Source organism: Streptomyces sp. NPDC057287 (assembly GCF_042667905.1).
Lineage (GTDB): Bacteria > Actinomycetota > Actinomycetes > Streptomycetales > Streptomycetaceae > Streptomyces.
Genome location: NZ_JBHUYV010000008.1, coordinates 73715 through 94209, shown reverse-complemented (window position 1 = coordinate 94209; position 20495 = coordinate 73715). Strand labels below are relative to the sequence as shown.

Below are 20495 nucleotides of genomic sequence, written 5' to 3'. Positions count from 1 at the left end.
CGGTCGACGATGACCGTGCCCGCTGACCAGTCGCTGGAAGATTCGCTGAAGCCCGGCCGGGGAGGGGCCCGGGCCGGGCGGTGTGGCGGAGGCGTGCGGTACGGCGGGCCGTGGACCCCCGTGACGCTTTCCGGGCCGGTTCAGCGGCGGTCGAGCCAGTCGGCGAGGGTGTCGTGGACCAGAGGGGCCTGGCGGGCCATGCCCATGTAGTGACCGGCGTCCGGGATGTCGATCAGCTGGGTGTCCTCGGCGCCGGTGAAGAGCGCGCGGTGCTCCTCGCCGCCCTCCACGCGGGCGTCCTTCTCCCCGTACATGAAGAGGACGGGCACGGTGATGGTCTTCAGTTCGCGCAGGTCGACCAGGACCGCGCCGAGCTGGGAGACCATGTCCCCGCAGGGGTGGCGGTTCTGGTGCGGCACGGCGAGGCCGAGGACGGCCGGGTCCGTGTCGTGGAAGTTGCCCGAACGGAATTCGGCGGGCCCCAGGTCGTAGTAGACGTATCCCTTGGTCCCGCCCCGGAGGCAGGTCTGGAGGGAGGAGAAGAAGCGGGCGTTGGCCTGCGGGGTGAGCCCGCGGTCCGTCCAGTCCATGAGGACGAGGCCGTCGATGTCGCGGAAGGAGTACGCGGCGATCTGCGCTATCTGGCCGCCGTTGGACTGGCCGGCGAGGAAGACCTTGCCGAACCTGGCCGCGGTTCTACCCTCTCCGGTGCCCTCGCTCCGGTAGGTCCCCTTGCGGAGCTGCTGGACGATCTGGTGGGTGATGTCGGCCTGTCCGCCGATGCAGGTGGCCAGGCCGTCCAGGGTGTCGCTGTTGTCGTAACCGATGCGGTCGATGGTGAGCGAGGCGTGGCCCCGTGCGGCCAGCTCCTCCGCGTGGTGGTAGCCGTCGGCCTCGACCCGCCAGTACCACTCGCCCGCGGCGATGCCGTGCTGGTAGAGCGTGACGGCCCTGTCCGTGTCCTTGCCCTCCAGGAGACGGGTGGGGGCGGTGAGGTGCCCGCGGACGGTGTACGTGCGGCCGTCGACCGGGCACGCGGCCTTGGTCCGGTTGATGTTGCGGACGGTGAAGCTGACAGGGATGTCGGAGATGCCCTTGTCGAGGGTCCATGTCTTCTGCTGCTGCGGGGCGTTCACATCCGTCGTGCGGCCCTCGGTCGTGCCGGGCGACGGAGCTACGGCGTTCGCCCAGTACACCGGGGTGACGGCCAGCAGCGCCGCCGCCGCACCGAGCAGGACGGTCCGCAGCCGGCTGATCCTGGCGGAATTCACGCGGCATTCTCCTCTGTGGTCACGTGGTCGAGCAGGCCGGCGCGGTGGTACCAGGCGGCGGTGTCCGCGACGGTCCGGGCCAGCGGGCGGAAGGTGACGCCGAGTTCCCGCTGGGCCCGCGCGGAGGTGATACGGGTGCGGTCCCCGTCGAGCAGGGCGCGCACGCCCTCACGGGTGACGACGGGGGGAGTGCCGCGCAGTCTGGCCGAGGTCTCCAGGACGGTCGCGAACGCGATGGCCGCCCGGGCGGGGACCTCCTTGGGCGCGGGAGCTCCCGTGGCGCGGGCGACTGCCGCGCAGGTCCCCGAGAGGGACCGCCATCGGCCGGCGACGATGTAGCGCCGCAGGTGCTCGCCCTGATCGGCTGCCCTGACCAGCGCGTACGCCACATCGCGGGCGTCCACCACGTGGTTCCCCGCACGGGGGACCGCTTTGATGCCCCGTTGCGCGACGGCGAGGAAGAGCCGGCCCGCCGAGGTGGGGCCGGCGTCGGCCGGGCCCCACATCCAGCCGGGGAGGACGATCGGGACCCGGATCCGGCCCGCGTACTCGGGATCCCGCGCGAAGGCCCGGATGGCGGCCTCCGCACGGACCTTGCTGGCGCGGTAGGCGTTGCGCTCCCAGTCCGGTGGCGGGTCGGCCGACTCGCTCGCCGGGTCCTCCTCCGTCCCGGCGCCGAGGGTGTTGACGGAGCTGGTCTGGACGACGGCGGGCACTCCTGCGGCGACCGCCTCCCGCAGGAGTGTGGTGACGGCGTCGACGTTGGTGGCGAAGAGCCGGGGCAGGTCGGCCTCGGGAAGGTAGTACTCGCGGAAGTACGCGGCGGTGTGGATCACCGCAGCCGCGCCGGGCAGTGCCTCGCGGTACGTCTCCGGCTTCCGGATGTCCGCCGTCACGACGGCCGACTTCGGGAGCGCGGGGAACTGGCGGGCGGCCTTGGCGGGGTCGCGGACCAGCGCCGTCACCTCCCTGCCCTCGGCGAGGAGCTGGTTGACGACGGCGGTTCCGAGGAGGCCGGTCGCACCGGTCACCACCACACGGCCGTGCCGGAGGCCGGGATCGGACGCGTTCATTTCGCTGTCTCCAGTACGGGTTCTGTGGGTGTCCGCCGCTCCGGGGCCGGAGCGGCGGCCGGTTCCTCACGCAGACCGAAACGCTGCTGGAAGTGCGCCAGGGGGGCCGGTGCCCACCAGGTGGCGCGTCCGCCGAGCCGCATGACGGCCGGGACGAGGAGGCCCCGGACGGCGGTGGCGTCCACGAGGACGGCGAGGGCGGCGCCCAGGCCGAGCATCTTGCTGTTGGTGATCTGCGAGGTGCCGATGGCGACGAAGACCACGGCGATGATCGCCGCGGCCGCGGTGATGACGCCGCTGGTGCGGCGCACTCCGGTGACGATGGCCAGCCGGGGGTCGCCGGTGCGGTCGTACTCCTCCTTCATGCGGGAGAGGAGGAATACGCCGTAGTCCATGGAGAGGCCGAACGCGATGCAGAACATCAGCACCGGCAGGGTCGCCTCGATGGTCCCGGTGGGCGTGAATCCGAGCAGTCCGGACAGGTGGCCGTCCTGGAAGACCCACACCACCAGGCCGAACATGGCGGTGAGGCTCAGTGCTCCCGACGCCACGGAGAGGAGAGGGATCAGCAGGCTCCCGGTCAGGAGGAAGACGAGCAGGAGGGAGGTGCCGGCGATGAGCAGTCCGGCTGCGGGCAGCCCGTCGGCTATGGCTCGCTTGCTGTCCTCCAGGACCGCGGCCCGGCCCCCGGCGAGGGGTTCGAGTTCCTCGAATCCCGACGAGGCGTCCCGGACGCCCTCGACGAGGCGCCGGCTCTCGGGCGACACGTCCTCCACGCCCTTCTCCGGGACCACGGACAGATGCACCAGTCCGTCGGCCGCGCGGGAGGCGTCGGCTGGGGTGGCGGCGTCCTTCCTGCGGCCGTCGCGGTAGGTGCCGAGCGGGGTGTCCACCTCGGCGGCGTGCGCGAGCAGGGAAAGCCTCGCCGCGTACCGGTCGAGTCCCTTCGCGTCCCGGGCGAGGATCTCCACCCCGCCGGTCGTGCTGGCGGCGAAGTCGTCCCGTATCGCCTCCTGGACCAGGCGGGACTCCGAGGCAGCGGGCAGTTGCCGGTCGTCGGCGGTCCCGAACTCGACCTGGAGGAATGGGACTCCGGCAGCCACCAGGACGGCGGCGACGGTGACGGCGTACCGGTAGGGGCGGCGCACCACGCGCTCGACCAGACCACCCTCCTGGCGGGTCCGCGGTGGCTTCCTGCGCAGGCGGAGGGCGTCCACCCGGTGCCCCAGCAGCAGCAGCACGGCCGGCAGCACGATCAGGGACGCCGCGGCGGCGAGCAGGACGACACTGAGGCCCGCGTAGGCGAAGGAGCGGAGGAAGTACAGCGGGAAGACCAGCATCGCGGCCAGCGAGACCGCGACGGTCAGGGCGGAGAAGAGGACCGCGCGCCCCGCTGTGCGCAGCGTCGTGCGGACCGCCGTGCGCGGGTCCGCTCCCTGGTGCAGCTCCTCGCGGAAGCGGCGCACGATCAGCAGGGCGTAGTCGATGGCCAGGCCCAGCCCGAGCGCGGTGGTGAGGTTCTGTGCGAAGACGGAGACCTCGGTGACGGACGTCAGCAGGCGCAGCACGGCATTGGTACCGAGGATGGCGAGCACGCCGACACCGAGAGGCAGGAGCGCCGCGACCGCGCCCCCGAAGACGAGGACCAGGATGATCAGCGTCAGGGGCAGGGCGATGAGTTCGGCGGTGAGCAGGTCGGCTTCGATCGTCGTCTGGATCTCCTGCTGCACGGCGACGCTGCCGCCCAGGGACACGTCCAGAGCGTCCGCGTCGGGCGGGCTGCCCCGGTAGAGCGGTGCCAGCCGGTCATAGGTCCTGGCCGCCGTGTCGTCGTCGCCTTCGAGGTGCGCGAGGATCAGCGCCTCGGAGCGGTCGGCGGACCGCAGGCGCTCGGATCCGGTCTGCCAGTACGAGACGACGCCGGAGACCCGTGGCTCGAAGGCGAGGCGTTCGGCGAGCCTGGCCCCCTGCGCGGCCACCTGTTCGCTGTCGACGCCCGCACCGTCCTCGCCGCGGACCAGCAGCACCAGATCGGGGGCGCTCGACGGGAAGTGGGCTTCCAGCAGGGCACCGGCGCGGGAGGAGGCGGAGGACGGATCGTCGGTCCCGCCGCCGAGCAGCCGGTCGCCGACGTCCGCGCCTATGACGACGGAGTTCGCCGCGAGGAGCAGGGTGAAGAGCAGGACGAACCAGGGCCCGCGCCGCCGCACCGGGGAACGGGACTCACGAGATGTGCGGAACACGGTCCTGCTCACCGCCGACCGGGATTCTGGCGAGGAGCTCGGCGATGCGGCCCGGTCCGTCGAGGGACACCCGGGCGCCGACGACCCCGTCGGGCCGGACGTACAGGGCCTGCGTGGTGGTGCCGTACCGGCCGGCGGCGACATCGTGCGCGGGCAGAGCCGAGGGAACGGAGAAGGCGTCGCCGCGGTCGGTCGGCCGGATCAGCAGTACGTCGACGTTTCCGCCCGACGTGCCGCGGTGACGCGCCGCCGCCGTCTCGGCCGCCTGCACCGCGACGGTGTCGGTGCCGGAGACGCCGAGCACGACGACGGTGTGCCGGCCGGCGGCGACGTAGCCGTGGAGGCTGTCGGCCTCCCGGCCGTAGACCATGGACAGGACCGTGTCGGGGACGCGGCGGCCGGGCCGCACACCGTCCACGGGGGTTCCCGAGACGATCGGGCTGCCGGTCAGGTCCAGGTCGACCTGGGCGAGTTCGGGCACGAGGCGCTTCTCCAGCGCGCCGCTCGCCGAGAGCCTGCGGAGCAGTGTGTCCCGGAGGAAGCGGGAGACCGCGGAGCGCAGGAGCCAGAGCTTCGTCTGCCGGTCGGCGTTGCCCACGGCCCGGACGGCGCTGGGCCGCCGTTCGGCCTCGTAGCTGTCGAGCAGGGCGGGATCCGCACCCGCGCAGACCGCCGCGAGCTTCCAGCCGAGGTCGTAGCCGTCCTGCACCCCGGTGTTGAGGCCCTGGCCGCCGGCCGGGCTGTGGCAGTGAGCGGCGTCCCCGGCGAGGAGCACCGGACCCGACCTGAAGGCCGCGGCGACCTTGGTGTGCACCCGGAACCTGCTGGTCCACGCGGTGCTCGTCAGGGTCCAGCCTCCGGGCCCGCGGGCGTCGAGGAGCTGCTGGAGCTCGGCGTCGTCAGGCGGACCCTCGCCGCTGCCGGCCGGCAGGTCGAAGAAGACCCGGTGACCGCCCTCGGGGAGGGCGACGACGACGAGTACACCGTCCGGAGTGAGGTGGTACTGCGCCTCGGCGGGGGGCAGCGGGGTGGCGCCGGTGGCCTCCAGCAGCCCGTCACCGAGGAGGAAGTCACGGGCGTACGTGCTGCCTTCGAAGGGGATGCCCAGCTCCTCGCGGACCCTGCTGTGCGCCCCGTCGGCGGCGATCAGCCAACGGGGGCGCGAGGTGCTGCGGTCCCCGCCGGGGCCGTTCAGCACGACAGCGGCCTCTTCGGCCTCCACCGTGACCGACTCGGCCTCCGTCGACCATTCGACGGCGCCGCCCAGCTGGATGAGCCGTTCGTACAGCAGCTCCTCCGTCACCGGCTGCGGGACGCACAGAGGGCCGGGGAAACGGGTGCCGCGCAGGGCGCCGAACCCCAGCCCGGCGATTCTCCTGCCGCGCGACCAGTACGAGGCGCCGGTGAGCGGCAGCGACCGCTCGCCGATCGCGACCGCCGTCCCGAGCCGGTCGAGCACCTCCAGGGCGCCGCTCCACAGGATCAGCGCCTTGGGGGCGCTGGTGGGTCCGTGCCGGCGGTCCACGACCCTGACCTGCACACCGTGCCGCAGCAGGGTGCAGGCCGCGGTGAGACCGGTCGGGCCCGCGCCGACGATCAGCACCTGAGGGGTGGGCGAACGGGTCATGACGTACCTCCGGAGGGTTCCTCGGTGAGAGCGGGCAGATCCATCAGGCGGCCCACGTCCCGGACGGCCTGATCCGTCGAGTCGAAGCGGATCGCATGCATCCCCTGCGCCCGGGCGGCGGCGCAGTTCTCCTCCAGGTCGTCCAGGAAGAGGACGGTGGCCGGGACGGCGTCCAGCCGGGCGACGAGCCGGCGGTAGATCTCGGGGTCCGGCTTGCGGACGCCCTCCCGGGAGGAGTCGACGACGGTGTCGAACAGCTCGGCGACGGGGAGGGCCGCGCGCCAGCGCGGTTCCCACTCCCGGACGTTGTTCGTGAGCAGCCCGACCCGGTGACCGGCTGCCCGGACGGTGCGGAGGAAGGCGGTCAGGTCCTCGTTGGTGCGCCGGCCGCGGAACCAGACCTCGCCGAACGGGAGGCCCCGGAGAACATCGCCGGGGTCCGTGTCCAGCTCGGACAGCACGCGCCGTACGAGCTCGTCCTCCCGGATGGCGCCGATCTCCAGCTCCGCCATGGGGCTCACGCCGTACCGCCGGGTGGCGCGGCCGAAGGCCACCTGGAGGTCCTCGACCGGGATGCCGGTGCTGTCCGAGAAGACCGCGAAGGTCTCGGCGAGCGGGTTCGTCAGGACGCCTCCGTAGTCGCAGACCAGCGTCGTGATCGGTGGTGCGTCGGGGAGCGCGGCCGTGGCCGTCCGGGTCCCGGGGGTCACGCCCACTGGGCCACCTCCAGATTGACCTCGCTCACCGAGCTGTCGCCCTGGCCGAGACGCACCTCGACGGGGACGGTCAGGGTTCCGAGGGCCTCCGCGTGCTGGACCCCGTCGACGTGGGCGGTCACCGGGGTGCTGAGGCCGAGCTCGGCGAAGTCGGTGAACCGCGCGCGCACGGACGTCACGACCAGATCCACGGGGGACAGTCCGTGCAGCCGTGCCACCGAGGCCACCGCGAGCTGCCGGGCGGCCTCCAGCTGGAGGTTCCCCGGCACATGGTCCAGCTGGTGGTCGAACAGGTGCGGATGGGCGGTGTCGACGACCAGGAACGCGGAGGCCTCGCCTCCCACACCGACGGCCGGCTCGGTCAGCACGACGTTCCGGGCGTCCTTGCGTCCGATGGTGGTGGGGGCGGCGGGAGCAGGCCGGTGGGCGCGCGCGGCGGACGCGGCCCGTGCCTTGCCGAGCCCCTGGGCCCGGAGCATCCCGTACGCCCGGCGGCTGACGAAGGTCAGACCGCCCGACGCCCGGAGCGTGGGTGTTCCGTCGAGATCCACGACGATGTCGAAGTCGAAGCCCAGGATCCGGCCGCCGCGGTTCGTCTCCGGCCGCACGGACAGGTGCAGCACCGTCTGCGCCGGGCGCGCGCCTATGCGCAGCGCCTCCAGGGACAGCACGTCGAAGTTGAGCGCGCTGAATATGAACGCACTGTCTATCGCCACGTCGAGGTGGCGGTGCGCGACGCACACCCCGGACTGCCGCAGGACCTCGACGAGCAGCAGGAAGTCGTACGCGGCCGGGTGCTCGCCGACGAGGTGGCCGCGGGGCAGCTGGGCGGCCACGTCGAAGGTGCGGGTGGTGGCGCCCGGCGCGGGCGTGCCGGTCTCCACCGAGTCCGTGACGAACACCTCCGCCACGGAGGCCCGGTGGACCACTGAGCGGGGAAGGGTGGAGTCGAAGCTGAGCGGCACGGGCGCCGGGACGACGACGGGGACGGGGGCTGATTCGGATGCTGACTGGCGGCCGACGGGCAGTGTCATTCCGGAAGTCCTCCTGGACCTGTCTGCAGATGTCTCGTTCGGGTCGGTTCCTGGGGAGGACCTTCGCCGGAGGTGCTGACGGGGCGCTGGAAGGGACGCTGAACTGCTTCGGAAGCACGGCGCCCGTCGAGGCTGGCGCAGAAACAGCGTGTTAATACCAAGAGATCCGACCGGCCGGAGGCTTACGCTCTCTTTACCGTTACCGGGGGGGAAAATGATTGACTCGCATGTACGTTTCGAAGTGATGGGCCCGTTAAGGGCGTTGGTCGACGACTTGTCACTGCCGCTCGGACCGCCCCGCCAGCGCGCGGTGCTGGTCGCCCTGCTGCTCGGCGGCCCCCGTCCCGTACCCGCGGACCGGATCATCGCGATGGTCTGGGGTGACGACGCGCCGGCCCACGCCCTCAATCTCGTCCAGAAGTACGTCTCGGGACTGCGGCGCTGTCTGCCGTCCTCCCTGCCCCTCACCCATTCCGAGGCCGGCTACGTGCTCGGCACGCCCGGCGGCTTCGACTGCGATCTCCTCGAGTTCGAGGAACTGTTCGCCGCCGCCCGTGCCCTGAGCGACTCGGGGCGGCCCGCGGACGCCGCCGAGACACTGGCCCGGGCGACCGCCCTGGCCCGCGGCCCGCTCGCCGAGGGAACCGAGAGCCGCGGTATCGAACTGGAGCGCGATCGATTCCAGGAGCGCCGGCTCGCCGCCGAGGAGGAGCTGTACGCACTGGAGGTCTCGCTCGGACAGGGGGAACGCCACCTCCCCGAGCTCGTGCGCCTCATCAACGTGCACCCGCTCCGCGAACGCCTGCACGCCCTCCTCATGCGGACGCTCGCCGACAGCGGCCGCCAGGTGGAGGCTCTGGACGCCTACGCGCGCATCCGCGAGCGGCTGGTCGAGGAGTACGGCGTGGAGCCGGGCGCCGAGCTCAGGGACGCGCACCAGTTCGTCCTGAGCGCGGTGCTGCCCCGGGAACGGACTCCGGAAGCACCCCTCACACCCCACCAGTTGCCCAGCGCGGTACGGGACTTCACAGGCCGCACGGAAGAGATCGGCCGGATCACCGACCGGCTCCGTTCCGGGAACGCGCCCGTCGTCTGTGTGGAGGGCACCGCGGGGATCGGCAAGACGGCACTGGCGGTGCACTGCGCCCACCAGGTCGCCGACGACTTCCCGGACGGTCAGCTCTTCGTCGACCTCAGGGGTTTCGACCGTCTCGGCGCGGCGGATCCGTGCGAGATCCTCGGCTCGTTCCTGCGGGCGATGGGTGTGGCGGCCCAGCACGTCCCCAACGACTGCCTCGAACGCGGCACACTCTTCCGCTCGGTCATCGCCACCCGTCGCATGCTGATCGTTCTGGACAACGCGGCCGACGCCGACCACGTACGGCTCCTGCTGCCCAGCGCGACGGGCTGCGCCGTCCTCGTCACCAGCCGGCGGGCACTGGTCAGCCTGGCGGTGCACGAGGACGCGCAGCGCATCGTGCTGCCCGTGCTGGGGCCCGACGAATCGGCGGAGCTGCTCAGGAGCGCGCTGGGCCGCCCGCGGCCGACGGGGGAACCGGATCCCGCCGTGGCGGAGATCTCGCGGCTCTGCGGACACCTGCCGCTCGCCCTGCGGGTGGTGGCGGCAGGATCCGCGGTCTCCCCGCACTTCGACCTCAGGTCCGTGGCCCGGGAGCTCGCCGCGGCCGGACCGCTGGCCGGAGCCTCCGTCGCGGACGACGAACGGGCGTCCGTGGGTGCGTCGCTCGACCTGTCCTACCAGCGGCTCGACGACCGGGACCGGCGCGCCCTGCGCATGCTCGGCCTTCTCCCCGGCCGTGATCTGACCTACGCGGCCGCTGCCGCCCTCACCGGCACGGACGAGACCGCCGTGCGCCCCGCCCTCAACGCGCTGGCCACGGCGAACCTCCTGGTCCAGCACGCTCCGGGCCGTTTCCGCTTCCCGCACGACCTGCTCCGGGAGTACGCCTGGAACCGGGCGGGCGACGAGGAGCCGGCGGAGTCGCGCCACGAGGCGCTGAACCGTCTCCTGGGCTGGTACACGCAGGTCGCCAGCGTGCTCGACGGCCGTGCCGGCCGGATCCACGTGGTGGGGCAGCAGCCCCGTGCCACCGAGGGCGCACCGGTCTCCAGGGAGGACGCGGAGGCCGAACTGCGCAATCTCACCGCCGCCGTGGAGCACACCGCCGAGCACGGTCCGTACGTCGCCGCCTGGACACTCGCGGGCATGCTGCGGGAGACCTGCAAGCGCCGGTCACGTGTCCCCGAGTGGCTCGCCGTCGCGCGGGCCGGGCTGCGGGCCGCGCAACGGGGATCGAACCCGCGGGCGGAGACCGAACTCTCCCTCAGCCTCGTCGACGCCTCCCTCACCGCGGGCCTCGTCGACTCCGCGGAGGAACACGTCCAGCGAGCCCTGCGGCTCAGTGAGCTCCACGACTGGCCGGATCTGCTGGCCGCCTCCAGGGAGGAACTGGGACGCGCCCGCTGGACCACCGGCGCGCTGGACGAGGCGCGCGGGCACCTGACGGAATCCGTCCGCCTCTATTCGGCGGGGACCGACCATCTGCGGACCGCCCTCGCCTACGGGGCGCTCGCCCGCGTCGAGTTGGACGCAGGGGCGCCCGGCGCCGCATACCGCCTGTACTCCCGCTGCCTGCGGCTGACCCGCTCGCAGTCACACCGCGGGGCCGAGGCGATGACCCTGGTCGAGCTGGGTCTGGTCCACGAGGCGCTGGGCCACCCGCACACCGCCGCGCTCTCCCTCGAAGCCGGTCTCGCCCTCAGCAGGGACCACCGAGGGCTCCAGCGCCCCAAGGCCCTGGCCCAGTCCTATCTGGGCGCCCTGAAGGCGAGGACGGGCGACCGCGAGGCCGCCCGTTCCCTGTGTCTGGCCGGTATCGAGGTCGCGGAGGAGCTGGGAGACCTCTGGGCCCAGGCGGAGTGCCGCAACGCCGCGGGACGCGCGATGTCCGCGCTCGGCTGCCCCCGCGAGGCCGCCGAGCACCACCGCGAGGCCCTTCGCATCGCGCGGGGCCTCCACTTCCACCGGGCCGAGCAGCATGCCCTGGCAGGCCTCCGCAGCACGGTCTTCGAGCCGTGCCGGGTCGGCTGAGGGCTCCCCGCAAGCACCGCACGAGAGAGGGGCGCCGGAGACCCTGAGGTCTTCCGGCGCCCCTCTCAGGCGTCGTTCCCGGCGGGCCGGGTCAGCGCCGGTCGTCGCGGTCGGTTCCGTCCACCGGGTCCGATCCGGATTCCGCCTCGTCCTGCTTGACGCGGACCTCCGGGTCGAGCACCGTACGGCCGCTGCCGTCCACCGAGGTCAGCGGGGCACGGTCGTCGGACACATCGGTGGGGGCGGGCGGCTCGACCAGCCAGTCCGGGTTGGCCTGCTTGTCCCACCACTTCCAGGCGGCGAAGGCTCCGCCGGCCAGGACGCCCAGGACGAGGAAGCCCTTGGCCGCCCGGCCCGCCCTGGCCCGGCGCTCGTGCTTCCTGACCAGCTTCTGGATCTCCTTGGCGGTCACCTGACCGCGCAGTGCGGCCAGCGCGGCCGTACTGCGGGCGGTGGCCTCCTCGGCCATGGGCCGGCTCGCCGCCACCGCGTACTCGACGCGCGGAACGGTGTAGTCGGCTGCGGTGCGGGCGGCGCTGCGCGTCCGGGTGGCGGCCTTGTGCGCGGCTACGTCGACCTTGGGCGGCACGTGGGTCAGCGCCTGTTCGATGCGAGGTGCGAGATGCGCGCCGTACTGGACGCGGGCCTGCGCGGCTGCCTTCGACACCTTGGGCGCGAGCCGTGCACGAGCCTCCTGCGCGTAGTGCGCGGCCTGTTCCTTGGCCGTGTCGGCGTAGGGCGCCACCACTTCCGCGGCGTGCTGCGCGCTGTCCTTCGCCGAGTAGGTTGCGGCGCGCACGCTGTCGATGCGGGTCACGGGATCCTCCTCCTTGGTGGCGGGTAGGTACTCCGCCTATCCACCCAATTCGAAATCATGCCCGCTGGGGCCTTGTGCGCCATGCGGGACGGGCATCCGGGTCATGAACGTCATTCTCGGGCAAAGCGGTGCAAGGGGAGCGTGTCGCCGACGATGCCACGGTTCGTGTCGGCGCGCTCCGCGCCGTCGGGCACCTGGCCGCCCATGTCGTGCGGGAAGTGTGGGAAAGGTGCAGGAAAGCGGGCAACAAGGTGAGTGGGCCCGTCCCCGGGCCGTGGTCGCCCGGCGGACGAGCGCCCCCGTGCGAGGATCGGTGGTCGTCAGCGAAGACTTAAGGAAGGCGGATCGTGGCCGAGCAGCTTTACGCCACTCTGAAGACCAACCAGGGCGACATCGAGATCCGGCTCCTGCCGAACCACGCGCCGAAGACGGTCAAGAACTTCGTCGAGCTCGCCACGGGCGAGCGTGAGTGGACCGATCCGGCGACCGGCAGGAAGTCCACGGACAAGCTCTACGACGGCACCGTCTTCCACCGCGTCATCAAAGGTTTCATGATCCAGGGAGGCGACCCGCTGGGCAACGGCACGGGCGGCCCCGGGTACGAGTTCCGTGACGAGTTCCATCCCGACCTCGCGTTCACCAAGCCGTACCTTCTGGCCATGGCCAACGCGGGTCCGGGCACCAACGGTTCGCAGTTCTTCGTGACGGTGTCGCCCACCGCGTGGCTGACCGGCAAGCACACGATCTTCGGTGAGGTCTCCGAAGAGGCGGGCAGGAAGGTCGTGGACGCCATCGCCGCGGCTGAGACCAATCCCCGGACCGACCGCCCGCTCCAGGACGTGGTGATCGAGTCGGTCGTCATCGAGACCCGCTGATCCGAGGGCTGAGCCGCACGGGCCGCTGACCTGCGGCCGCCGCCCTCTCGGGAACCAACCGCCCTGCTCGTCCGTACTGATACATAACGGGCGAGCGGGGCGGCCGTGTGTGCGCCGCCTCCACGGACGAGGACCGAAGGGGCCGTGACCGATGGACCAGCAGCCGCCGGAAGACCAGGACGGGTCCGCGGCCGCGGGCGGTCCGCCCACGTGTTACCGGCATCCGGGCAGGGAGACGGGGATCCGCTGCACCCGGTGCGACCGCCCGGTCTGTACGGACTGCATGATCGAGGCCTCGGTCGGTTTCCACTGCCCGGAGTGCGTCCGCGAAGGGGCGGGTGCGGGGCGCCACCCCGCGGCCCGGCGGCCGCGGACCCTGGCGGGCGGTCGTGTCGCCGCCGACCCCAGGCTGGTCACCAAGATCCTGATCGGCATCAACCTAGCCGTCTTCGTCGCGGTCCTCGTCACCGAGCGTACGAAGTATCCGCTGGTCGACGACCTGCTGCTGTTCGGACGTGCCTACACGGGCCCGTCCGGCGGCATCGAGGGAGTGGCGGAAGGCCAGTGGTACCGGTTGGTGACGTCGATGTTCCTGCACCAGGAGGTGTGGCACATCGCCTTCAACATGCTGGGGCTGTGGTGGCTCGGCGGGCCCCTGGAGGCCGCTCTGGGCCGTGCCCGCTACCTCGCGCTCTACCTGCTCTCCGGGCTCGCGGGCAGCGCGCTCACCTACTGGATCGCCGACCCCGCGCAGGGTTCGCTCGGTGCGTCCGGCGCCGTCTTCGGTCTGCTGGGTGCCACGGCGGTCCTGATGCGCAGGATGAACTACGACATGCGGCCGGTGATCGCGCTCCTCGTGGTGAACCTGATCTTCACCTTCAACCCCTGGGGCGGGATCGCCTGGCAGGCTCATGTGGGCGGGCTCGTCGCCGGAGCCCTGATCGCGGTCGCCATGGTCCACGCGCCGCGCGAGCGCCGGAATCTCGTGCAGTACGGCGCCTGTGCGCTGGCCCTCGTGGTGGTCGTCGTGGCCGTCCTCGTCAGGACAGTGGCGCTCACCTGAGCGGAACCATCGCTCCAGGAGGCCGGTTGTCCACAGAGGGTGCCGGATCTTGTGCATGACGTGGGGAACAGGTGTGCCCCTTGTCGCTGAACCGGGTTTTTCCAGTCAGGACAAGGGGCGCACGGCCTCGGGATGCGTAAGTGTGTAGTCACACCGGCGTCAACTTCGAGGGAAGTTATCCACAGATCGTCAGACCTTTTCCCCCACCTGTGGATAACTCTGTGGGTAACTTCAGGGCAGAGCTACTTCCACTGGGTGGAGACGCCGAAGCCGCCGGCGATGAATCCGAAGCCCACGACGATGTTCCAGTTGCCGAGGGCGTCGATCGGCAGGTCGCCCTCGGTGACGTAGAAGACCACGATCCAGGCCAGGCCGATCAGGAAGAGCGCCAGCATCACCGGCGCCACCCAACTGCGGTTGGTCAGCTTTATGCTCGTCGCCTGCTTCGCCGGCGGAGGCGTGAAATCTGCCTTCTTGCGGATACGTGACTTCGGCACGAGGGACTCTCCTGTCGATGCGCTGCGTGACCGCGCAGGGATCTGTGGCTGGCGCCGGGGCGCGAGGGGGAATGCTGCCTCCCCGGGGCGTCCGTTAGCGTAGTGCTTCCGTGGCGCCTAAGGAGATAAGGGTACGTTGAGCAATTCTGCCGACTCTCCCCGAGGCCGGGCCCGGAGCTTGTCCCGATGGCCGGTCCAAAGCCTCACCGCTGCCGTTTTCGCACTGGCCGGACTGATCTTCGTCACCAGTGCCAACACGGCCAAAGGGACCGATATCCGGACCGACTCCTCCCTGCTGAAGCTCTCCGACCTCATTCAGCAGCGCAGTGAGAAGAACGCCGAGCTGGACGAATCGACCGCTTCCGTGCGCGCGGACATCGACACCCTCGCCCGGCGCGACGACGGGAGTACCCGCGCCGAGGACGCCGAGCTCGACGCGCTGGAGAAGGCCGCGGGCACCACGGCGGTCACCGGCGAAGCGCTGTCCGTCACGCTGAACGACGCCCCGCCCAACGCCACGGCCAACCCCGGGTACCCCGAGCCCCAGCCCAACGACCTGGTCATCCACCAGCAGGACCTGCAGGCCGTGGTCAACGCCCTCTGGGAGGGCGGGGCCCGCGGGATCCGGGTGATGGACCAGCGGCTCATCTCCACCAGCGCGGTGCGCTGCGTCGGCAACACGCTGATCCTTCAGGGCCGGGTCTACTCGCCTCCGTACAGGGTCACCGCCGTCGGTGACCGCGAGAAGCTCAGGCAGGCGCTCGACGGCTCCACGGCCATCCAGAACTACCAGCTGTACGTAAAGGCGTACGGTCTGGGATGGAAGGTCGAAGAAGATGACAAGCTGACGCTTCCCGGCTATTCGGGCACCGTCGATCTCCATTACGCACAGCCGGTGAAGTAGCCCCGGGTCGACGGGGCCGACGGTATGCGCGGCGCCCGCGACAGGCGGCGGACAAGCGGCTTTCCACAGCTGACCCACGCCTGTGCCCCGGCCGTTTAGTCTGGTGCCGTACCGAATGGAGGCAACAGCATGTACGGCTGGATCTGGCGGCATCTGCCGGGCAACGCATGGGTGCGGGGCTTCATCTCGCTCCTGCTGGCCCTGGCCGTTGTCTACGCGCTCTTCCAGTACGTCTTCCCCTGGGCGGAGCCGCTGCTCCCCTTCGGTGATGCGACGTTGGACGGCGAAGGCACCGGCGGAGCGGGGTCCGGCCAGTGAGCGCACGCATTCTCGTCGTCGACAACTACGACAGCTTCGTCTTCAACCTCGTCCAGTACCTCTACCAGCTCGGTGCCGAGTGCGAGGTGGTGCGCAACGACGAGGTGACCACGGCACACGCGGACGACGGCTTCGACGGCGTCCTGCTGTCGCCCGGCCCGGGCACACCGGAGCAGGCGGGTGTCTGCATCGAGATGGTGCACCACTGCGCGCGGTCCGGCGTCCCCGTCTTCGGCGTGTGCCTGGGGATGCAGTCGATGGCCGTCGCGTACGGCGGCGTGGTGGACCGCGCGCCGGAGCTGCTGCACGGCAAGACCTCCCCCGTGCTGCACGAGGGCAAGGGTGTGTTCGCCGGTCTGCCGTCCCCCTTCACCGCGACGCGCTACCACTCGCTCGCCGCCGAACCCACGACGGTTCCGCCCGAGCTCGAAGTCACCGCACGCACCGCCGACGGCATCATCATGGGCCTGCGCCACCGTGAACAGGCGGTGGAGGGCGTGCAGTTCCACCCCGAATCGGTGCTCACGGAGCACGGCCACCTGATGCTCGCCAACTGGCTCGGGCAGTGCGGTGACGCGGGGGCCGTCGGGAGATCGGCGGGGCTCGCCCCGGTGGTGGGCAAGGCCGCCGCGTGACCTCACCCCGCCCCGGCGCCGGACAGGAAGGCCCGTACGCGCAGGGAGCGTACGAGCCCGACGGCACATTCGCCGAGGCGGTGGAGCAGCTCGCGGACCCGCTGAACGACCCGCTGCCGGGACCGCACACCTCGCCCTGGTTCCGGACCGAGGCCGCATCGGCCGACGACGGTGCACCCCAGGCGCCCCAGACGGCGGCTCAGGGGCCTGCGGAGGCCCCGGGTGAGTGGTACGACCCGGAGGGCTATCAGAGGGACTGGTACGGGCCGCAGGAGGCTGCGGCGGCTCCCATGGCGGGGACCGTCCGGGGGACCGCGGTGATACCCGGCCCGACGGCGGGCGTGCCCGGTCCCAGGGCGGAAGGGCCGGCCCCGGTGCCGGCGTCGCCCGTCCCCGATCCCGGGCGGCCTGTCCCCGGCGTCCCGGATCCCGTGCGGCCTGTGGCCGGCGACCCTACGGTCCGGAACGACGAGACCGTCGCCCTGCGGACGGCCGATACGCGGAGGGTGGCCGCGCCCGCAGGCCCCGCGGATGCGGAGGCCGCTCCCGAACCGCTGCCGACAGGTGGCAGGGCCGAGCGCCGGAGGGCGGCCAAGGGGCGGGGAAGACGACGGGGTGAGGCCCGGCCCGCCCCCGAACCCGAGGCCGGTGCGCCCGCGGTTCCGATGTCACGGCTGGAGGCGCGCCGCGCGGCGCGTGCCGCCAAGGACAGCCCCGCCGTCGTGGCCAGCCGGGTCGTCGGCGAGGTGTTCATCACCTTCGGCGTGCTGATGCTCCTGTTCGTCACCTACCAGTTGTGGTGGACCAACGTCCGCGCCGACCAGATCGCCGGCCAGGAGACGCACAAGATCCAGGACGACTGGGCGAGCGGCGCGCGCAGCCCCGGCGCGTTCGAGCCCGGCCAGGGCTTCGCGATCATGCACATCCCGAAGCTGGACGTGGTCGCGCCGATCGCCGAGGGCATCAGCAAGGAGAAGGTCCTCGACCGCGGCATGGTCGGTCACTACGGCGAGGGCAAGCTGAAGACCGCCATGCCCTCGGCGGAGCAGGGGAACTTCGCGGTGGCGGGCCACCGCAACACCCACGGCGAGCCCTTCCGCTACATCAACAAGCTGAAACCGGGCGATCCGATCGTGGTCGAGACGCAGGACGCCTACTACACGTACGAGATGACCAGCATCCTTCCGCAGACGTCGCCGTCGAACGTGGCCGTGATCGACGAAGTCCCCCCGGGCTCCGGTTTCACCGGCCCGGGCAGGTACATCACGCTGACGACCTGCACGCCGGAATTCACGAGTACGTACCGAATGATCGTGTGGGGCAAAATGGTCGACGAACGGCCGCGCAGCAAGGGGAAGCCCGACGCGCTCGTCGGCTGACGCGGGGCTGGACGACATCACGACAGGGACGGGTGCGGTGGCAGCGAGGACCGAGCACGAGGAGCGCACCGGAGAGCCGTCGGCCCCGGTGCGCCGCAGGAGCCGCCATCCCGTCGCGACGGCGGTGAGTGTCTTCGGCGAACTGCTGATCACGGCCGGGGTGGTGCTGGGCCTGTTCGTCGCCTACTCGTTGTGGTGGACCAATGTGCTCGCCGACCGCGAGGCCGACAAGCAGGGCAACACCGTCCGCGACCGGTGGGCCGGCGGCCCGGGGGCGCTGGACACGAGGGACGGCATCGGATTCCTCCACGTCCCCGCCATGAAGAACGGGGAGGTGCTGGTCAAGAAGGGCACCGACACCGAGACCCTCAACAACGGCATCGCCGGCTACTACACGGACCCCGTGAAGTCGGCACTCCCCTCGGCGGACCAGGGCAACTTCGCGCTGGCCGCCCACCGGGACGGACACGGCGCCAAGTTCCACAACATCGACAAGGTCAAGAAGGGCGACGCGGTCGTCTTCGAGACCAAGGACACCTGGTACGTCTACAAGGTCTTCGCGAAGCTTCCGGAGACGTCGAAGTTCAACGTCGACGCGATCGCTGCCGTACCCAGGGAATCGGGTGTGAAGAAGGCCGGCCGTTACATCACGCTGACCACGTGCACGCCCGTCTACACCTCGAAGTACCGCTACATCGTGTGGGGCGAGCTGGTGCGCACCGAGAAGGTGGACAGGGACCGCACGCTCCCGGAGGAGCTGCGGTAAGGCGCCCGCGGACAGAAACACAGGGCCCCGGTCACCGTTGAGGTGACCGGGGCCCTGATCCGTTTCCGGGCGCTCGGCGGGTCAGTCCGCCGCTGTGCCGGACGGGCCTCCGAAGATGTTGCCGTCGCCTCCGCCACCGAGGGTGGTGAGGGTGACTGTGCCGCCCTTGGCGACCTGGGCGTTGGCTCCCGGTTCGGCACCCATCACCAAGGCGTTGGGCTTGTCGGGCGAGTTGGGGGCCAGTGCGACCACCAGGCCCATGCCCTCGAGCTGGGCCTTCGCCTCCTGGTACCGCTTGCCGACGATGTCGCCCGGGACGGTGACCTGTTCGGGCTGCGGCGGGCCCTTGGAGACCTTCAGGACGATCTGGACGTCCTTGGCCTGGTCACTCGGTCCTGTCGGGCTCTGCTCGACGACCGTCCCGGCGGGCTCCTCCGAGTCGACGTCCTGCTTCGACACGTTCGTGAAGCCGAGGCCGTTCAGCTGTGCCACGGCCGCGTCGTAGGAGCGGGTGCGCACGTCGGGCATCGGTTCGGTCGCCTCCTTGGCCACCGTGATCGTGACCTCGGTGTCCTTCTCGACCTTCGAACCGCCCTCGGGGTCCTGCGAGATGACCGTGTCCGTGGTCTTCTCGGACTCGACCGTCTTCACGTTCACCGTGAAGCCGTCGTCCTCCAGCGCCTTGCGCGCGGTGGCCTCGGACTTCTCCAGGACATCCGGCACCTCGACCTTGGGGGCGCCGGTGGAGACGACGACCGTCACGGTCTCGCCCGTCTTCATCTGGGCGTCCGGGGACGGGCGCTGGCTGCAGATCTGGCCCTTCTCCTGGTCCTCGCAGGGCTCCCTGGAACCCACCGCCAGGACGACTTCCGCGTTGTCGGCGAGTTTCTGCGCCTCACTGACCGTGGAGCCGATCATGTTCGGTGCGTCGAACTTGGTGGCGTCGCCCTCGGTGTCGCTGAAGACCACACGTCCGATGAGGATCGCGCCGATGAGGACGAGAACGCCGGCGACGACCAGGAGGATCGTCGAGGTGTTGCTCTTCTTCTGGCGCCGCCGGTCGGGACGGTCGTCGTAGCCGTAGCCGCCGTCGTCCGGATTGACCGGCGGCAGCATCGACGTCTGGGCGCCACCCGGGTCCGTCGCGCGGAGGGCGGTGGTCGGCTGGTCGTTGCCGTAGGCGTCGTACCCGCCGTAGCCCGCCGCGCCCATGGCCGCCGTGGCCGCGACCGGCTGGCCGTCGAGGCAGGCCTCGATGTCGGCGCGCATCTCGTCGGCCGACTGGTAGCGGTAGTCGGGATCCTTGGTCAGCGCCTTCAGGACGATCGCGTCCATCTCGGGCGTGATCTCGGGATCGAAGTTGCTCGGAGGCTGCGGCTCCTCGCGCACGTGCTGGTACGCGACCGCGACGGGCGAGTCCCCGACGAACGGGGGCCGGACCGCGAGCAGCTCGTAGAGCAGGCAGCCCGTGGAGTACAGGTCGGAGCGTGCGTCGACCTGCTCTCCCTTCGCCTGCTCCGGAGAGAGGTACTGAGCGGTTCCGATGACCGCCGCGGTCTGGGTCATCGTCATGCCGGAGTCACCCATGGCGCGGGCGATACCGAAGTCCATGACCTTGACCTGGCCGGTGCGCGTCAGCATGACGTTCGCCGGCTTGATGTCGCGGTGGACGATCTGCGCGCGGTGCGAGTACTCCAGTGCCTGGAGGATCCCGACCGTCATTTCGAGGGTCCGCTCCGGCAGCAGCTTGCGGCCCGAGTGCAGGAGCTCTCTGAGTGTCGATCCGTCGACGTACTCCATCACGATGTACGGGATGGAGACCCCGTCGACGTAGTCCTCGCCGGTGTCGTAGACGGCGACGATCGCGGGGTGGTTGAGCGAGGCGGCGGACTGGGCCTCACGGCGGAACCGTGCCTGGAAGGACGGGTCGCGGGCGAGATCGGCCCGGAGCGTCTTCACAGCTACGGTGCGGCCGAGCCGGGTGTCGTGGGCGAGGTAGACCTCGGCCATGCCACCACGGCCGAGCACCGAGCCCAGCTCGTACCGGCCGCCGAGGCGACGCGGCTCTTCCATAACTGATCCAGCCCTCTCCGTCAGTCCCGACCGCACCCGTGTGTGGTCCGGCGGTGCGCTGCTCGCGCCTACGCTACCGGGCACCCACAGCG

The 20495-nt window shown here is 71.2% G+C and carries 17 protein-coding genes; 8 read left to right on the top strand and 9 right to left on the bottom strand.

Translation table 11 applies throughout. The annotated features are described in order from the left end of the window. Positions 1-140: 140 nt before the first annotated feature. From ACFUNE_RS17390 to ACFUNE_RS17365, 6 genes are read right to left on the bottom strand one after another with little or no spacing between them, the layout of a single operon-like run. A complete protein-coding gene (locus ACFUNE_RS17390; RefSeq protein ID WP_383568024.1) occupies positions 141-1271 on the bottom strand; it encodes an alpha/beta hydrolase in 1131 nt (376 codons plus the stop codon). Beyond that, entirely contained in the window at positions 1268-2344 is a 1077-nt protein-coding gene (locus ACFUNE_RS17385; RefSeq protein WP_383568021.1) for an NAD-dependent epimerase/dehydratase family protein, read from the bottom strand. Before ACFUNE_RS17385 ends, ACFUNE_RS17390 begins: the two co-directional genes overlap by 4 nt. Further along, entirely contained in the window at positions 2341-4587 is a 2247-nt protein-coding gene (locus ACFUNE_RS17380) for an MMPL family transporter (RefSeq protein WP_383568018.1), read from the bottom strand. The genes ACFUNE_RS17385 and ACFUNE_RS17380 overlap by 4 nt, the downstream gene beginning before the upstream one ends. Continuing rightward, on the bottom strand, positions 4568-6214 hold the full coding sequence (locus tag ACFUNE_RS17375; protein ID WP_383568015.1) for an FAD-dependent monooxygenase: 1647 nt from the start codon (positions 6212-6214) through the stop codon (positions 4568-4570). Before ACFUNE_RS17375 ends, ACFUNE_RS17380 begins: the two co-directional genes overlap by 20 nt. Continuing rightward, on the bottom strand, positions 6211-6924 hold the full coding sequence (locus ACFUNE_RS17370; RefSeq protein ID WP_383568012.1) for an HAD family hydrolase: 714 nt from the start codon (positions 6922-6924) through the stop codon (positions 6211-6213). The genes ACFUNE_RS17375 and ACFUNE_RS17370 overlap by 4 nt, the downstream gene beginning before the upstream one ends. Further along, positions 6921-7964 carry a ScbA/BarX family gamma-butyrolactone biosynthesis protein gene (locus ACFUNE_RS17365; protein ID WP_383568009.1) on the bottom strand — a complete coding sequence of 348 codons (1044 nt, stop codon included), beginning with the start codon at positions 7962-7964 and terminating at the stop codon, positions 6921-6923. Before ACFUNE_RS17365 ends, ACFUNE_RS17370 begins: the two co-directional genes overlap by 4 nt. A gap of 214 nt (positions 7965-8178) precedes the next feature. Between ACFUNE_RS17365 and ACFUNE_RS17360 the strand changes: the two genes are divergently transcribed. Further along, positions 8179-11076: a BTAD domain-containing putative transcriptional regulator gene (locus ACFUNE_RS17360; protein ID WP_383568006.1), complete on the top strand. Its 2898-nt coding sequence runs from the start codon at positions 8179-8181 to the stop codon at positions 11074-11076. A 91-nt stretch (positions 11077-11167) separates the two neighbouring features. Here the strand turns inward: ACFUNE_RS17360 and ACFUNE_RS17355 are convergent, their stop codons facing one another. Next, the gene (locus tag ACFUNE_RS17355; protein WP_383568003.1) at positions 11168-11893 is read right to left on the bottom strand and encodes a DUF5324 family protein; all 726 of its coding nucleotides are present in this window, start codon (positions 11891-11893) and stop codon (positions 11168-11170) included. Positions 11894-12240: 347 nt separating this feature from the next. On the opposite strand from ACFUNE_RS17355, the gene ACFUNE_RS17350 reads away from it, so the two are divergent. Then, positions 12241-12768 carry a peptidylprolyl isomerase gene (locus tag ACFUNE_RS17350; RefSeq protein ID WP_383568000.1) on the top strand — a complete coding sequence of 176 codons (528 nt, stop codon included), beginning with the start codon at positions 12241-12243 and terminating at the stop codon, positions 12766-12768. A gap of 151 nt (positions 12769-12919) precedes the next feature. Beyond that, on the top strand, positions 12920-13831 hold the full coding sequence (locus ACFUNE_RS17345) for a rhomboid family intramembrane serine protease (RefSeq protein WP_383567997.1): 912 nt from the start codon (positions 12920-12922) through the stop codon (positions 13829-13831). 242 nt (positions 13832-14073) lie between these two features. Here the strand turns inward: ACFUNE_RS17345 and crgA are convergent, their stop codons facing one another. Further along, the gene (crgA, locus tag ACFUNE_RS17340; protein WP_383567994.1) at positions 14074-14328 is read right to left on the bottom strand and encodes a cell division protein CrgA; all 255 of its coding nucleotides are present in this window, start codon (positions 14326-14328) and stop codon (positions 14074-14076) included. A gap of 136 nt (positions 14329-14464) precedes the next feature. Here crgA and ACFUNE_RS17335 point away from each other — a divergent pair, with 136 nt between their 5' ends. The 5 genes from ACFUNE_RS17335 to ACFUNE_RS17315 all read left to right on the top strand — a co-directional run bounded on the left by ACFUNE_RS17335 (position 14465) and on the right by ACFUNE_RS17315 (position 18330). Continuing rightward, positions 14465-15232, top strand: a complete 768-nt coding sequence (locus ACFUNE_RS17335; protein ID WP_383567991.1) for a DUF881 domain-containing protein — start codon at positions 14465-14467, stop codon at positions 15230-15232. A gap of 129 nt (positions 15233-15361) precedes the next feature. After that, positions 15362-15550: a hypothetical protein gene (locus ACFUNE_RS17330; protein WP_383567988.1), complete on the top strand. Its 189-nt coding sequence runs from the start codon at positions 15362-15364 to the stop codon at positions 15548-15550. Beyond that, on the top strand, positions 15547-16185 hold the full coding sequence (locus ACFUNE_RS17325; RefSeq protein ID WP_383567985.1) for an aminodeoxychorismate/anthranilate synthase component II: 639 nt from the start codon (positions 15547-15549) through the stop codon (positions 16183-16185). Before ACFUNE_RS17330 ends, ACFUNE_RS17325 begins: the two co-directional genes overlap by 4 nt. After that, positions 16182-17564: a class E sortase gene (locus ACFUNE_RS17320; protein ID WP_383567982.1), complete on the top strand. Its 1383-nt coding sequence runs from the start codon at positions 16182-16184 to the stop codon at positions 17562-17564. Before ACFUNE_RS17325 ends, ACFUNE_RS17320 begins: the two co-directional genes overlap by 4 nt. Before the next feature lie 37 nt (positions 17565-17601). Beyond that, positions 17602-18330: a class E sortase gene (locus tag ACFUNE_RS17315; RefSeq protein WP_383567979.1), complete on the top strand. Its 729-nt coding sequence runs from the start codon at positions 17602-17604 to the stop codon at positions 18328-18330. 81 nt (positions 18331-18411) lie between these two features. Here ACFUNE_RS17315 and pknB read toward each other — a convergent pair whose 3' ends face one another. Continuing rightward, entirely contained in the window at positions 18412-20403 is a 1992-nt protein-coding gene (pknB, locus tag ACFUNE_RS17310; RefSeq protein WP_383567976.1) for a Stk1 family PASTA domain-containing Ser/Thr kinase, read from the bottom strand. Positions 20404-20495 lie beyond the last annotated feature (92 nt).

Excerpts from the sequence above, each read along its gene's own strand:
- ACFUNE_RS17330 (WP_383567988.1), top strand. The coding sequence starts at position 15,362 with ATGTACGGCTGGATCTGGCGGCATCTGCCGGGCAACGCATGGGTGCGG.
- ACFUNE_RS17385 (WP_383568021.1), bottom strand. The coding sequence starts at position 2,344 with ATGAACGCGTCCGATCCCGGCCTCCGGCACGGCCGTGTGGTGGTGACC.
- ACFUNE_RS17360 (WP_383568006.1), top strand. The coding sequence starts at position 8,179 with ATGATTGACTCGCATGTACGTTTCGAAGTGATGGGCCCGTTAAGGGCG.
- ACFUNE_RS17365 (WP_383568009.1), bottom strand. The coding sequence starts at position 7,964 with ATGACACTGCCCGTCGGCCGCCAGTCAGCATCCGAATCAGCCCCCGTC.
- ACFUNE_RS17375 (WP_383568015.1), bottom strand. The coding sequence starts at position 6,214 with ATGACCCGTTCGCCCACCCCTCAGGTGCTGATCGTCGGCGCGGGCCCG.
- ACFUNE_RS17345 (WP_383567997.1), top strand. The coding sequence starts at position 12,920 with ATGGACCAGCAGCCGCCGGAAGACCAGGACGGGTCCGCGGCCGCGGGC.
- pknB (WP_383567976.1), bottom strand. The coding sequence starts at position 20,403 with ATGGAAGAGCCGCGTCGCCTCGGCGGCCGGTACGAGCTGGGCTCGGTG.